The organism is Hyphococcus luteus (assembly GCF_002943565.1).
GTDB classification, from domain to species: domain Bacteria; phylum Pseudomonadota; class Alphaproteobacteria; order Caulobacterales; family Parvularculaceae; genus Hyphococcus; species Hyphococcus luteus.
The window spans coordinates 1-15,006 of sequence record NZ_PJCH01000001.1 but is presented as its reverse complement, the minus strand read 5'-3'; the positions used below and the strand labels follow the sequence as shown (position 1 = coordinate 15,006).

10 protein-coding genes and 1 pseudogene are annotated in these 15,006 nt (G+C 54.1%); 10 read left to right on the top strand and 1 reads right to left on the bottom strand.

What is annotated here, in order from left to right; all coding sequences use genetic code 11:
* The first annotated feature begins 16 nt into the window (after positions 1-16).
* On the top strand, positions 17-1,399 hold the full coding sequence (locus tag CW354_RS00055) for an FAD-binding oxidoreductase (RefSeq protein ID WP_133162100.1): 1,383 nt from the start codon (positions 17-19) through the stop codon (positions 1,397-1,399).
* Here the strand turns inward: CW354_RS00055 and CW354_RS00050 are convergent.
* Positions 1,396-2,253, bottom strand: a complete 858-nt coding sequence (locus tag CW354_RS00050) for a protein phosphatase 2C domain-containing protein (protein WP_104828010.1) — start codon at positions 2,251-2,253, stop codon at positions 1,396-1,398. The genes CW354_RS00055 and CW354_RS00050 overlap by 4 nt on opposite strands.
* 111 nt (positions 2,254-2,364) lie before the next feature.
* Here CW354_RS00050 and CW354_RS00045 point away from each other — a divergent pair, with 111 nt between their 5' ends.
* From CW354_RS00045 to CW354_RS00005, 9 genes and pseudogenes are all read left to right on the top strand, one after another.
* On the top strand, positions 2,365-3,402 hold the full coding sequence (locus tag CW354_RS00045) for an SIS domain-containing protein (RefSeq protein ID WP_104828009.1): 1,038 nt from the start codon (positions 2,365-2,367) through the stop codon (positions 3,400-3,402).
* Between the two features lie 9 nt (positions 3,403-3,411).
* On the top strand, positions 3,412-4,554 hold the full coding sequence (nagA, locus tag CW354_RS00040; RefSeq protein WP_104828008.1) for an N-acetylglucosamine-6-phosphate deacetylase: 1,143 nt from the start codon (positions 3,412-3,414) through the stop codon (positions 4,552-4,554).
* Positions 4,555-4,662: 108 nt separating this feature from the next.
* Entirely contained in the window at positions 4,663-6,654 is a 1,992-nt protein-coding gene (locus tag CW354_RS00035; RefSeq protein WP_165793441.1) for a DUF3604 domain-containing protein, read from the top strand.
* Between the two features lie 327 nt (positions 6,655-6,981).
* Complete coding sequence (locus tag CW354_RS00030; RefSeq protein WP_104828006.1) at positions 6,982-9,699, top strand: TonB-dependent receptor domain-containing protein; 2,718 nt, start codon at positions 6,982-6,984, stop codon at positions 9,697-9,699.
* A gap of 184 nt (positions 9,700-9,883) precedes the next feature.
* Entirely contained in the window at positions 9,884-11,452 is a 1,569-nt protein-coding gene (locus tag CW354_RS00025; protein WP_104828005.1) for a sodium:solute symporter, read from the top strand.
* The gene (locus CW354_RS00020; RefSeq protein ID WP_104828004.1) at positions 11,449-12,321 is read left to right on the top strand and encodes a glucosamine kinase nucleotide-binding domain-containing protein; all 873 of its coding nucleotides are present in this window, start codon (positions 11,449-11,451) and stop codon (positions 12,319-12,321) included. The genes CW354_RS00025 and CW354_RS00020 overlap by 4 nt, the downstream gene beginning before the upstream one ends.
* A 195-nt stretch (positions 12,322-12,516) precedes the next feature.
* Positions 12,517-14,007, top strand: coding sequence for a glucose-6-phosphate dehydrogenase (gene zwf / locus CW354_RS00015; RefSeq protein ID WP_104828003.1), 1,491 nt, complete (start codon positions 12,517-12,519; stop codon positions 14,005-14,007).
* A gap of 1 nt (position 14,008) precedes the next feature.
* A complete protein-coding gene (gene pgl / locus CW354_RS00010) occupies positions 14,009-14,710 on the top strand; it encodes a 6-phosphogluconolactonase (protein ID WP_104828002.1) in 702 nt (233 codons plus the stop codon).
* A 22-nt stretch (positions 14,711-14,732) separates the two neighbouring features.
* A pseudogene (locus CW354_RS00005) lies at positions 14,733-15,006 on the top strand (phosphogluconate dehydratase); the annotation flags it as partial.

Sequence of the window (15,006 nt, the reverse complement as noted above, 5' to 3'; positions counted from 1 at the left end):
CGTTAGAGAGTGTGCCGTGCATGAAAAATTGCTGAATGAGTTGCAGGATATTCGCCGGCTTGATCGCGCAGATATTGCCGGGCGCGCCACGAGCTACTGGAATGCAGCGCCTATGGACGCTGCGGAGGTGTTCTTGCCGCGCTCAACCGAAGAGGTCGCGCGTATTCTACGCCTTTGCAACGCAACAGGGCAACGTGTGATTGTCCAGGGTGGAAAAACCGGTTGTGCCGGCGGCGCAGATTCTACCGCTTCCGATGTGGTGATTTCGCTTGAGAAGATGGATGAAATAGAAGCCATCGATGAGTTGGAGCAAACAGTAACCGTGCAAGCGGGCGTTATTCTGGAGACGCTGCAAAGCGCCCTTGCATCGACCGGTCTTTTCTTGCCGCTTGATCTCGGGGCGCGCGGAAGTTGTACGATCGGCGGCAATATCGCTACGAATGCAGGCGGCGTTAATGTCATTCGTTACGGTATGATGCGCCAGCATGTTATTGGTTTGGAAGTCGTGCTCGCCGATGGAAACATCGTTTCCTCCATGAAGCCGATGCTGAAGGATAATTCCGGCTACGACCTGAAGCAGCTTTTTATTGGCAGCGAGGGAACGCTGGGCGTCGTTACACGGGCGATGCTTAAACTACAGCCAGTGGCTCATGGTCGTGCGACAGCCTTGATAGGGCTTGAGACCTATCAAGATGTGCTGGCGATGCTGAGAATGTGCAAGTCGCGCCTTGGGTCATCCTTGGTTACTTTCGAACTGATGTGGGGCGAATATTATGCCGAGGTCGTTGAAGGGCTCGGCCTTCGGGCGCCGATACCTTCCGGTTTCGGTCATTACGCGCTTATCGAACTAGAATGTAATTCTGTAGAAGCTGGTCGGGATCGTCTGCTCAGTTTTTTTGAAGAGGTCAGTGAAGAAGGTGTCGCGTTCGCAGACGGGGTCATTGCGCATTCTGAGCAGGAGCGCCAAACCATCTGGCGTATTCGGGATGATTTTGAGCCAATCTTGAGAAAGGCGCCTGTTTATCTTTTCGACGTAAGCATGGGCGTTGCTCATATGGAGCGCTATCTCGATGAAGCGCGCGAAAGGCTTCAAGACGCATTTTCGAACGGACGGCTTTTTGTGTTTGGCCATATTGGCGACGGAAACCTCCATCTTTTTTTTCTTCCTGAACAAGGTGGAAAGCAGGAGCCCCACAAGCAGAGAGAAATTGTTGATAGCTGTATTTACGAGCCCTTGAGAAAGGTTGGCGGATCCGTTTCCGCAGAACACGGAATCGGGCGCGAAAAAAAGAAATGGATGCCGGTTTCACGCTCAGCAGAAGAGATCGCTCTGATGAAAACTCTTAAATACGCCCTCGATCCATCGAATATATTGAATGCGGGCGTAGTGCTTGACTAGGAGAAAGTTTTTTCGAGCGTTAGCATCAAACATGTGGCGTCGTCATGAACTTTAAATCGTGGAAAAGTTCGGCAGTCCTGGTCGGCAGCTTCCTGACGTCTAATGCGTTTGCATATTTCTATTGCTCCGTCCTCAATAACGGTATTGTAGAAAGATTGGACGCTAGCATTGGAAAGCATGAATATGCCTCGTGTAAAGCCATCTGACATGAGGAGAATTGGCGAATTCTTGTCGAGTTTAACGTTTGCAACGCGTATATGGTCTACTGCCTCTTCTTCTATGCTTAGTATCCAATAACCATTGGGCGTATTCATACGCGCCCGGTTCTCGCGCAGCGTTGAAGCTAGGAGTTGACGGATCTCGCTATGTGATGCCTCGGGTTGCTTTTTCTGCGCGTCTTTCAGCTTGCGCAGACTCTCGCCATCGATGGGCGTCTCATTTCCTTCCATGTGAACGAGCGGCCCTTCGTGCGCCTGGTACAAAGCTGCGCAATCGCCGAGAGCTGAAATCTCTATTAGGTCTTCTTTCTCTCGCGCCATGATAAACGCCGCGGAAGGTGGAAATTCTGGAACGCTCCCCGCAAGCGCCGCTTTATATTGTTTGCGCAAAATGCGAATGACGTTGCGCAATAACTCTTTACTTTCAGCGCCAGGGAATTGCTCAAGCTGGTCCTGTAGAATGGCGCTGAAATGGCTAGCATACCATTTGGCGTCGGATTTTGCGGGCAGTTTCTGCGCGCCCACGCTGCTTGCGCCGTCAATCACCCAAGCCGCATGAGGCAAATAGCCGAATTGGTCTTCATTTACATTTCCTTCGCCTTTATCAGAGGCGAGTGCGCGAAGACTGAAGGGCATTCGTCAGCTTCTCCATAATTAGACGTTGCTCTGCCAAGCAAACATCTTGACGGCATGGAAAGTGGTAATATATTGGTATCATTATGTCCAGCTGCGGCGCAGAGCGAATAAATGTACAGTCACACCTTGATGCATTCGGAAACGTTGGAGATTCCGCAAAGAGTCGCCGAGCAAGTTGAGCTTAATGTTTCGAAGATAAAAAAAGTGGCCGCTCATATTCGTTCTGGGGCGCCGAATTTAATCGTTACGTGCGGTCGAGGAAGTTCTGCGCACGCGGCGATTTATGCGAAATATCTTTTTGAACTTTCACTAGGCCTACCGGTAGCGTCATTCGCGCCGTCGATTGCTTCGGTTTATGGAGCAAATTTGAAGCTTGAAGGAGCGCTGTTTCTGGCTGTTTCTCAGTCCGGACGCAGTCCCGATCTAATCGCGGCCGCCGAATCTGCGCGAGTTTCTGGGGCATATGTAGTTGCTGTTGTAAATGACGAAGAATGCCCGCTCAGCACGGTCGCGCATGAGGTAATACCAATTCGGGCCGGTGTTGAGAATAGCGTTGCCGCCACGAAAACATGTGTCGGCGCAATGTCAGTGCTGTACGATCTATGCGCTGAACTCACGAGGTCCCAAGAAAAGAGAGGCGCTTTGAAGGCGCTGCCTGGAACCTTGAAAATGGCGCTTCAGTGCGATTGGAGTTCCGCCTGCGCTGTGATGAGAACAGCGGATCAGGCGCTGATCATCGGGCGTGGCCTTGGTTTATCGGCTGCAAGCGAGGCGGCGCTAAAACTTAAAGAAACCTGCGAGATTCAGGCGGAGTCATATAGCGCGGCGGAAATTAAACATGGGCCGATGGCGATTGTCAGAAAAGGGTATTCAGTCATCGCTGCTGCGATGCCGGATGGATCCGGAGCAAGCGTTCACGCAATCGCGCATGAGTTCCTGAAAAGAGAGGCTAATGTTTACGTTGTTGCTGCGCGCTCCAAGATGAGCCAAGAATCCTCAGGGTTGCATATGCCAGAGGCGGAGGAGCCGTGCTTGCAACCGCTGATTTTTCTTCAGGCCTTTTATCTGTTTGCGAATAGACTCTCTATTGAGCGAGGGCTGAATCCGGACCGCCCGTTGAGCCTCCAGAAGGTTACCGAAACCACTTAGGATAAGCATGTGAGTACGACTGCACTGATAAATGCGCGGGTTGTTGCTGAAGATCGGGAAATCGATTCCGGTTTCGTCGTAATCGACGATAAGGAGATCGTGTCGGTGGGTGCGGGGCGGCCGAGAATGCCGGCCGACAATCAGATCGACCTGAGTGGTAAAATCATTGTTCCGGGCTTTATCGATCTGCAAATCAATGGAGGGGGAGGGGTCTTATTTAACGATGCGCCGACGCTCGAAAGCGTTGAGTTAATTGCGGCTGCGCATCGTAAATATGGCGTGGCCGGGCTTTGCCCGACGCTTATTAGCGACGGTTTGTCAACAATTGAACGGGGTATCAATGCTGTTGAGGAAGCTGTCGCGCGTGGGGTTGCCGGCGTAATTGGGCTGCACGTGGAAGGACCGTTTTTGAACGCGGAGAAGCGTGGAATACATCCGGCAAACAAGATACGGAAATTTACCGCCGATGCTATGGATATTCTGACGTCCGCTAGGCAAATCCCAGTCATTTTAACAATCGCTCCGGAATTTGTGGAGGCGAGCCAACTCAAAAAATTGACTGAAAGCGGCGTTCGCGTTAGCGCAGGGCACACCAACGCCACATATGACGAAACATATTCGGCGCTGAAGGCAGGAGTTTCGAGTTTTACGCATTTGTTTAACGCCATGTCTCCGTTGCACTCGCGCGCCCCGGGAGTCATTTGCGCGGCGCTCGAGTCTAATGCGTGGTGTGGAATTATCGTGGATGGAGAGCACGTCCACCCTGCCATGCTTCGTATGGCCATAAGAGCAAAGAGTGACAGACGGTTTATACTTGTAAGCGATGCAATGCCGACCGTGGGCAGTGATATGGATCACTTTTTTATTGGCGGCGAGCGAATCTCAATGGTCGATGGCGTGCTCCGGTCGAATGATGGAACGCTGGCCGGCGCTGCCTTGGATATGAGTATGGCAGTCCGTAACGCAATCAATATGCTAGGCATTAGTCTGGTTGAGGCGGTTAGGTTCGCTAGCTTGAATCCGGCTGCATTTTTGGGACTCAGCCACATTTCAGGATCGATTGCGCCCGGCAAACAGGCGGATTTCGCTGTTCTTTCAACAGATCTCACGCCTGTAGAAACCTGGATATCGGGTGTGCGTTATGTCGGTTAGGGGCGAACGTGTATTGGGTGTTGTCTTTAAATCAGGGGAGCGCGCGCCAGTCCGCCAGCAACAAATACGGTCATGGCGTTAAAGCGGCTTGTTAGTTGGGAGAGATTCATGACGAGGATGTCTGTGTTGAAGAAAAAGCGGCGCCTGATTTGCTGCGAATTAGCTTTTATTGCTTTATTCTTCGCGGCCAGCGCAAAAGGCGCAGAATTTACTGTCAGCCCAACGACGATGAATGCGGGTTCGTTGCAGACCATGCAGTTTACGCTCGAAGTCGGCGCTGACGGCATTGAAACCGGCGGCGGGCTGCGTGTTGAAGTCCCGGTTGCATATGCCGAAACCGAATTTCTGATGTGGAGCCGCCCTCAAACCAACAACGCGCAGGCTCCGGGCTATATCTGGGCGAAATCCTCTGGATCTGGCGCCGTTGATGTCAGGATCACTGGGGTTCTAGGCGGCATTATCGAGGCGAAGGTCGCGGCGCCTCTGGTTGAAGGCGATAAGCTCACGATCTTTTATAGGGGAATTGTGCAGTCGATTGCGGGGGAAATCGACGCCCGATACGCGTCACTGTCTAGTGAAGGCGCAACTTGGAGCAATAAGGCGGCGTTTCCTAAGCTCAAGATCGAACCAGCAAAGGCAAGCACGCTATCGATCCATTTTCCATCCGATTTAAGGGTGGGAAAGCCTTTTGAAGTATCGCTCGTCGCCACTGATAAATATGGGAATTTGGCAAAGGGCTTTGATGGGGTTGTCGAGTTGGACTCCACGGATCAGCAGGCAGTGCTTCCGTCAAAGGTTCAATTTCGTGCTGAAGACAAGGGTCGTGTTGTCATTGACGATGCTGTTTTCTTCACTGCCGGTTTTCAAAAAATTCAGGCAGAGCCCAACGCGCATGACCTAAAAATCCGATATAAGTATGCTTGGGTGGGCGAGAGGGCGCCGGCTCGCCGTCGCCTGTTCGGCGACCTGCATTTTCATACAGGCACCGGTGCAGGCAATCGGGGATTTTTTACAGCTCCGGCTGGCGCCAATTTGAACACGACAGACACAAGCACTTTCAAGGAATTAAATCTTGCAGGCGACCACAGGGCGAACTTTACCGATGCAGTGAGAGCTTATGCATATGCCAGGGACGTGAGTGGACTCGATTTTGCGAGCACTTCAGAGCACTCCTCTCGCTTGATGACCGAGGACATCTGGCGTGAATCGCAGCGCATATCTGACTCATTTTATAAACCCGGCGCATTCACCACATTTTACGGTTTCGAATGGACTCCGGCGCTAAATCATTATGTTGTGATGTATAAGAACAAAGAAGGCAGGCCGTTGAGCCATTTGGCTTATACCACTTATCCATCGCTGCGCGATGCGCTTGTAGAGCAGGACGTTCCCGCACTCGCCATACCGCATGTTTCATGGCGCTTTGAAAATCACAATATCTGGCAAGATGACGTAGGCGACAAGTTTCGTCCTATCGGCGAAATTTACTCACTTTGGAATAGCCGTCATCTTGTACAGCCCGATAACGAACCACAGCTCTTTGAGCTCGGATCAGATGATAAATGGTCTTATCAGTATGCGTGGCGAAAGGGCTATAAGATTGGGGTTATTGGAGCATCGGACAACCACCTTGGGCATCCGGGCGCGAATGACGAAACCACATCCATTCGCCATTCCGGCGGGCTCGCGGTCGTTATGGCCGATGAGAACGACCGAAATAGCATTTGGGACAGTCTTCATCGTCGCGCTGCATACGCGACGACCGGAACTCAAATCTACATGGATTTCACAGCTGATGGGCGAATAATGGGCAGCGAATACCGTGCGAACAGCGCTCCTCATTTTCGAGCTAAGATCGCCGGGACGAACCAGCTCGCTCTAGTGGAGCTGGTTAGGCTGCAGGATGGATTGTACTCGACGGTGTTTTCAGTTGCGCCAAACGCAGAAACTTATTTCCTGGACTTCAAAGATGAGAGTTTTTCCGATCGCGCAATGTATTATCTGCGCGTCACGCAGGCCGACGAGTACCCAAATCGGCTCTATTCGCATTCGACGGCAGACATGGCGTGGTCAAGTCCGATCTGGATTTCCGCCAAATAGCAAGATTGGTCGCTCTGCAGGGCCGTCGTAATGACGAAATGAGTGGTCATTTATTGGTATTGTCTCGTGATGCTGCGGGGCGCGACGTCCGCCGCATCAGCTTTTGCATTGAAAATCAATTGAGTAGCTGATGGTGCAAGCTGGGCAGCGACGGGCGGCTCGAAATATGTCCGCTTTCCAAAGGGATTTGACCCAAAAATTGTATCATAATTGTCACGATTGTCGCCTCGTTTGGCGCGCGATCCTGCTTGGATATTGAGGTTGTATTGAAATGGTAATACTAATTGGTTTTGAAGCAGAGCCGTACGGAGAGGCGAGGTAAGGGACATGGGACGCATTAACCGCAAACAATTGGCGACAACTGCAAGCCTAGCTGCGCTTGTTTCAGTGATGATGAGCGGCTCGCCGGCGCATGCGCAGGCCAACGAAGGGGTTGACGACCGTATTGTCGTTACCGGATCACGCATACAACGTTCAGAGCTTACGTCGCCGACGCCGGTGACATCAGTGGGCAGCGATACGATTGATACCGATCGCTCTGTCACTGTCGAAGACGTGTTCCGTCGCTTGCCGCAAGCTGGGGGCGGCGCCAATGCAACCGGCGCGACAGACGGTTTATCCCTGGGAGCCTCTACTATAGATTTACGCGGTCTGGGACAAAATCGAACGCTCGTTTTGATCAACGGGACCAGAGCCACGCCATTCAGTTTTCGCAATACGGTCGATACCAACACTTTGCCCACCGGTTTGATTAAGAGGGTCGACGTGCTCACCGGCGGCGCCGCAGCCATTTATGGCGCCGATGCGGTATCGGGAGTTGTGAATTTCATCTTGAACGACGAATTTGAAGGGCTCCAATTGTCCGCCACAGGGGAAGTGGCTGACGGCGGCGCTGAGAGCGTTAATTCAGAAGTTATTGTCGGTGCGGAGTTTTTTGACGGCAGAGGGCATGTCGTAGGGTATGTAGGATACACGAAGCGATTTGAGCTTCTGGCGGGTGAGCGTGAGTTCACCTCTGGATCGGCCACGTTTATTCCTTCCGAAGGCGGTAATTTTACGGATGTGGCTTCAGATAATTTCTTTGCATTTGATGACGAGGGACAGTTTCAAACAACTCGTCAAACTGTGGATGTTACTCCTGATCGATATCTGATTCAGCCTATGGAAAGGCTGCACGCAAGCACTCTATATAAATTCGAGCTGTCTCCGGATGTCGAGTTTTACGGGCGCGCCCAGTTCACGAATGTAAAAGTCACCGGCGCAGGCTCAACGGGCCAAACGCCCATAAGCGTCAATCAAGAAGTCGTCATCTCTGAAACGAACCCATACATTCCGGCTGAAGCGATGGGGCTGCTTACTTTCGTGGACGGTGAAGCGCTTGTGAATGTCGAGCGCAATCTGGGTCTTGGAATGCAACGCACCAAAGTCAACCGCAACACATATCAGTTTAAGGGCGGGCTTCGCGGAGCGTTGACGGATAATTTGTCCTGGGACGCGTATGCCCAATATGGCAGCACCGATGAGACTGCCCGCATTCTGGGGAATGCGATCGTTAACGATGCAAGCGGCGCGAATCGATTCGCTGCGCTTGCGGATACGGTAGACATTTTCGGTCCCGACGCAGATTTTAGTGATTTTGGCTCCGAGATCATACACTCTTCCAGGAAACGCGACCAGTTTGTCGCATCGCTCGTTGTCTCGGGCAGTTCCGCCGACCTGTTTCAATTGCCGGCGGGGCCGGTTGATTTCGCCGCCGGGTATGAATATCGAAGAGAAACCGGGCGCCAAACGCCCGGAGTCGCGCTCCAGAACGGCCTTGCCTTTGGTCTGGGAGGAGTCAGTAGTATCGATGCATCTTTTGATACAAATGAGGCATTCGGCGAAATTCTGGTTCCGCTGCTCTCAGACCTGCCCTTTGTGCAGCAGTTGAATTTCGAAGGTGCGTATCGTCGCTTTGACTTTTCAACGACCGGCGTCGGCGACGCAGATAAATTCGGAGGCACCTGGATCGTCAATGATCAGATAAGATTCCGCGGACAAAGGCAAACAACTGTCCGCTCGCCGAACTTAGGGGAGTTTGCGGGGCCGGAAAATCAGTTGTCGCTGGCGCTATTTGACCCTGCGAGCCCGAGTTTTGTGCCGCGCTTTGCAGGACGCTTTAATGGGGACCCGTGTTTGGATGGGAGCGGTGATGCGACGCAATGTGCTGCCTTTGGCGCGCCGGCTCCCGGAACTATGTTTGATTCAAGTCAGGCAATCTACAGTTTCGGCGGCAATCCGGACATCAAACCGGAGAAAGGCAAAACGATCACCGCCGGGGTTATTCTGACGCCGGACCTTTTGCCGGGCGCAAGCCTTGTCGTCGACTATATCAACATTGAGATCACGGACGCAGTAAGTCAGATCCAGCCTGCAGCGGCCCTTCAGAATTGCTACATCGATAATCCGTCGCCAGACAACCCGCTTTGCGGCGCGGTTTTGCGAGACCCCGTTACCGGTCTTATCAGCAAGGCGTTGGTCAACGATTTCAATCTTTCCAGTCTTAAACAGGAAGCATTTGATGTTAAGCTCGTGCTGCCATTGTCATCCTTGGGTGATTTCGGTCATGACTTTTCGATTAGCTATGCCAACACGATTGTGATCGCTCAAAGCCGGCAGCCAAACGCGACAGTTGCGGCCGTCGATTGCAAGGGCACCTTTGGCGGCACCTGTAGTGGCGACTTCGCAACTTTTCTGCAGCCTGATTACAAGCATCGCGCAGATTTCGATTGGGAAAACGGTCCCTTTGCGGCGCAACTCTCCTGGCGCCGTATCGGCAGCGTCGTAAACGCCGATAACCGTGCAGATAAGCTGTCCGCCCAGAACTATTTTGATCTGACAGCGATCTACAACGTTACCGAGGATGTCCGGATTACGGCTGGAATTAAAAACCTGTTCGACAAGCAGCCGCCATTGCCGCAAGGGGGAGGGAACTTTTATGGCACCCTCAGTGAATACGATCCCATTGGGCGAGCGTTCGGCGCCTCTGTAACCGCTAAGTTTTAGAAGCGGCGATGCGTGTTGAGGGGGGGCAGATTGCAGCGATGCGGCTCCACCCTCTTCGCGTATTTCTGATTGCATAAATGTGTGCGAGCACACATTTGCATATATTCAGAGTAGGCGGTCGTGTCGTCGATGACCAAGATGAGTCGCCTCGGCATGCTGTGAAAGCCCAGTGAGGATAAGTTAAGTGCAATCGCCGCTTTCGCTGATCGACTGGATCATCATCGGGATCTACATCATGCTTGCTCTCGGCGGAGGGGTCGTCCTTTCGCGCCGCAAGACGTCGAATATGGAAGACTATTTCCTGGGCGGAAGGCAAATGTCCTTATGGGCTGTCATGCTGTCTGTGCTGGCCACGACACAGTCAGCCGCGACCTTCTTGGGCGGGCCCGATTACGGCTATCGTGGGGACTTTACCTATCTGGCTTCTTACATCGGCGCGATTATGGCGGCGTTATTTGTTGCTCATTTCTTGATGACGCGTTTTTATAGTCTGAATGTAACGACTGTGTATGAACTCCTGGCCCTCCGATATGGAGTCGGCGCAAAGAGGGCGGCGGGAGCGATGTATCTCATTGGTCGTGTTTTCGCCAATGGCGCGCGCCTGTACCTTGCCGCTGTTGCTGTGTCTATGATGTTATTCTTTGACGTTGCGCCGGGTAGCGTCTTTTTCGGGATATTCCTGATTGTTAGTATAGGCGTCGCGATGACGCTCTCTGGGGGCATCCGTTCTGTAATTTGGAGCGACCTCGGGCAGTTTTTGGTTTATTTTTTCGCCGCGGTGTTGGCGCTGGCAAGTCTTTGGGGGCAGTTGAATATGTCGCCTTCGGAGGTGGCTGCGGCGTTGGCTGCAGCGCCAACGGAACAAAGTAAGCTCACAATTTTAGACTTTAGAATGGATCTTGGCGAACCATTTACGGTTTGGGCGATAATCACTGGTGTGTTTTTGTTGTATCTTGGAAACTACGGGCTGGATCAGGATACCACTCAGCGGCTGTTGACCTGTCGAAACGTAAAAGAAAGCCGACGCGCGCTCGTCTGGTCTTCGCTTGCCGCAGCGCCGATTGTATTTGTATTTATACTCATCGGGCAATTGTTGTATTTATTCTATAACCGTCCTGAACTTACGGGGCTTGGTCAAGACGGGAACTTTATCGACCAATTTGACGGTGAAAAAATTACCGTGTTCATGTCGTATATTCTTTCTGAAATGCCGTCGGGGGTGCGTGGATTGGTGACGGCGGGAGTGCTGGCGGCCGCGATCTCCACCATAACATCGGGTTTAAACGCAATGTCGTCCGTCTTGGTGAGCGATTTTTACAAGCCATGGAAAGAGGGGCGGTCAAAACAGACGCCGTCGGCTGCGCATTATGTTATTGCTGGTCGCTTTGGCATGGCGATATTCGCGGTATTGTTGGCGTTCATGGCGGTGCTATGTTTTTACTGGCAACGGTATACGAATATGGCGCTGCTTGAGTTCGCTCTTTCTGTGATGACATTTGCATATGCGGGATTGATTGGCGTCTATTTTGTGGCTGTCTTTTCCAGGCGGGGGTCGGCGCTTTCCATTTATTTTGCGCTGCTTTCCGGATTTGTAGTCATATTAATCCAGCAAAGTTACGTTGTAGATAGTCTCGGTTTTCCAGAATCTTTCAAAATGCTTGCATTTCCCTGGCAACTCATCATCGGTGTTGCAGCGTCGGCATTCATTTGCGCGCTTGGCAAGCAGGCGCAGGAAAAGGTTCGGGTCGCGTGACCTATTTGATTGGTATCGATGCAGGAGGTACGAAATGCCGGGCCCGGCTTACAAGCGCGGACGGCGTCGTCTTAGGTGAGGCGGAGACTGGCGCGGCAAACGCCAGGATTGGCGTCCAAAAGCTGAGCGAGAGGATCTGTTCTGTTACAGACAGCGTATTGGAAGCGGCGAAGTTGCCAAGAAGCGCGTTGTCGGAAACTTATATGGGGCTTGGCATAGCAGGCATTTCTCGTCCGGGAATGCGCGATTTGGTGGAGAATATCCAATTCCCGGTGCGTGCGTTTTTGGTTGAAACAGACGCGGCAATTGCAAACTTTGGCGCCCATAAAGGTCGAGACGGCGCCATTTTGATCATTGGCACAGGAAGCATTGGACACATTCGAATTGGAGGTGTTGTCACCACAATGGGCGGGTATGGATTCCCTATATCAGATGAGGGAAGCGGCGCTGCGCTGGGGTTGAGTGCGATGCGGCATGCATTGAGAGCATTAGACGGGCGTACAAAGCCGACGCCTCTGAGCGCGTCGATAATGAACCGTTTCAAAAACAGCACAGCTGAGGCGATTGCATGGATGGATGGCGCGGTCCCGCGCGACTATGCTCTGCTTGCTCCTTTAGTTATGGATTTTGCAGAGCAGGATGATGAAATCGCTCGTTCGATCGTGGAGGATGCCGTGCGGCATATTGAGCGATTTATAGAGTCGATTTTTGCCAAAGGCGCACCTAACTGCGCCCTCGTTGGCGGCCTTGCGCCGCGCTACAAGCCATGGCTACGGGAAAGAACCGTAGCGCAGTTATGTGAACCGCTCGGTGATCCGCTTGACGGCGCTTTGTATCTTGCAACTTTATCGGCAAATCGCGCCTCTTGAGAGGCGCTCTGTGGAATTCGCATCATGCGCGCTGCCTTAATGACCAGCCTTTCGCGTTGTGCCGTTTAACCTTGTGTGATCTTCGAATACGACCGTTGGTGTGAATGCCATGATTGGTCTATTCGCCATGTACGCCGACGGCATGCGGGGCGGATAACCGATCTTCATTTTTGTGGGGCCTAGGAATTTAGAATTTTGGTTAAATCCCCCTACAGCCCGCACTTCATTCCGGTGACCGCTTTCGATCTTGTTGTGTTCGGGGCGGCGGGCGATCTGTCTTTGCGCAAGCTCATTCCGGCGTTGTTTCACCGCTGGCGCGACAACCAGATTCCGGCGGAATCGAAAATCGTCGGCGTATCGCGCACGGCCATGGATGATGACGCGTTCCGCAAGCTGGCGATCGAAAGTTTCCGCAAATTCCATCCCGATGAGATCATCGACGACAGCGAATGGGCGGCTTTCGCAAGCCAGCTTTATTATGCGGAGCTTGACGCGGTCAAAGAGGGCGGCGAGGGCTGGGCCCGGCTGAAAGACCTGCTCTCCGGCGGAGAAGACAAGCAGCGGGTGTTTTATCTCGCGCTCGCGCCCGGCCTTTACGGCGCCGTCAGCGCCAATATCGATGCGGCGGGATTGAAGTCGCCCGGCGCGCGCATCGTTCTTGAAAAGCCCATCGGCACGGATCTTCAAAGCGCGCACGCCATCAACGAGGCGGTGGGCGCGGTCTTCGAGGAAGAGTCGATTTTCCGCATCGATCATTATCTGGGCAAGGAGACGGTGCAGAACCTGATCGTGCTGCGTTTCATGAACTCGCTCTTCGAGCCGGTGTGGAACGCCAACGCCATCGATCATATCGAGATCACGGTGGCTGAATCCATCGGCGCGGGCGGGCGGGCCAGCTATTACGACAAGGCCGGGGCTCTGCGCGACATGGTGCAGAACCATCTGTTGCAGCTTTTATGTCTCGTCGCCATGGAGCCGCCGCTCGACCTTTCGCCGGACACGCTGCGCGATGAAAAGATCAAGGTGTTGCGCGCGCTGCGGCCGATCACGAAAGACAATGCGCGCCAGACAACGGTGCGCGGCCAGTACGGCAAGGGCGCCGCGGACAGCGAAGTGGCGCCGGGTTACGCCGAAGAGTTGGGCGCTGAAAGCACGACCGAAACCTTCGTCGCCATCAAAGCCAATATCGACAACTGGCGCTGGAAGGGCATGCCGATTTACCTGCGCACCGGCAAACGCATGAAAGACCGGCGTTCGGAGATTATCATTCAGTTCAAGGAAGTCGCCCACGCGCTCATCAATGACGGCGGGCCCTTGCCGCCGACGCGCATGGTCATCCGGTTGCAGCCCGATGAGGGCGTGCGGTTGTTGCTGGTGACCAAGGATCCCGGGCCGGGCGGCATGCGTCTTCGCTATGTGCCGTTGAACCTTTCTTACGCCGACGCATTCAAGGCGCGCTATCCGGACGCTTATGAGCGGCTCTTGATGGCGGTGGTGCGCGGCGATCTCGCGCTTTTCATGCGGCGCGACGAAGTCGAGGCGGCGTGGCGCTGGGTCGACGGCATTCTTGAGGCGTGGGAGGCCGACGGCACGCCGGCTTACGCATACGCTGCCGGAACGGAAGGCCCGGCTCAGGCGGCGATGATGCTCGACCGGGACGGGCGCGAATGGTTCGAGGGCGTCTGAGGTGAAACGGATCGACTTTGCCTCGCGCGATGACATGGCGGAGCAACTTGCCGGTGATGTTGCAGACCGCTTGCGCCGGGCGCTCGAAGAGCGGGGCGGGGCGGCGATGGCGCTTTCCGGCGGGTCGACGCCGGCGGGCCTTTACGAGGCTTTGTCGAAACGCGATCTCGATTGGGCGAACGTGACGGCGGCCTTGGTGGATGAACGCTGGGTCGCGCCGGGCGAAGAGGGCTCGAATGAAAGTTTCGTGTGCGCCAAGCTGCAACAAAACAGGGCCGCGGATGTTCGCTTTGTGGGGATGTGGTCCGATGCGCCGACCCCGGCGGAAGGCTTGGCCGCGGCGGAAGCCCGCTATGAAACAGTGAAAGGATCTTTCGATGTGGTCGTGCTCGGCATGGGGCCGGACGGGCATACGGCGTCGTGGTTTCCTCATGCGCAGGGCCTCGGTCGTGCGCTTGACGCCGGCGGCGTGCGCCTTGCGGCGGTGAAAGCGCAAAAAAGCGCCGTGACCGGAGAGCATCTCGATCGCATGACGCTGACACTCGGCGCGGTTAGCGAAGCGCATTATATCTGTTTATTGATGACGGGCGTGGAAAAGCGAAGCGTATTCGAGCAGGCGTTAAAAGCCGGGCCGGTCGAAGACATGCCTGTTCGCGCGATTATCCGCATGCGGCCCGATTTGTCTGTATGCTGGGCCCCGTGAAGGGCTTGGCGAAGGAGTTTCTGTGGCGAAACTGAATGACGTTCTGGCGCGGGTGACGGACCGCGTGCGCGAGAAAAGCCGGAAGACGCGCGAGGCGTATCTGAAACAGATGCGCGCGGCCGCCTCGGAAGGCCCGCATCGCTCGCACGTATCGTGTGGAAACCTTGCGCACGCCGCCGCGGCCTGCGGGGCCGATGAAAAACGCGCGCTTGCGAAAGGCGGCGGGCCGAACATCGCCATCGTCACCGCTTATAACGACATGCTTTCCGCGCATCAGCCGCTCGGGGCCTATCCCG

Bases quoted from the DNA above. Each gene is read 5' to 3' on its own strand.
- CW354_RS00050 (WP_104828010.1), bottom strand. From the start codon at position 2,253: ATGCCCTTCAGTCTTCGCGCACTCGCCTCTGATAAAGGCGAAGGAAAT.
- CW354_RS00030 (WP_104828006.1), top strand. From the start codon at position 6,982: ATGGGACGCATTAACCGCAAACAATTGGCGACAACTGCAAGCCTAGCT.
- CW354_RS00045 (WP_104828009.1), top strand. From the start codon at position 2,365: ATGTACAGTCACACCTTGATGCATTCGGAAACGTTGGAGATTCCGCAA.
- CW354_RS00035 (WP_165793441.1), top strand. From the start codon at position 4,663: ATGACGAGGATGTCTGTGTTGAAGAAAAAGCGGCGCCTGATTTGCTGC.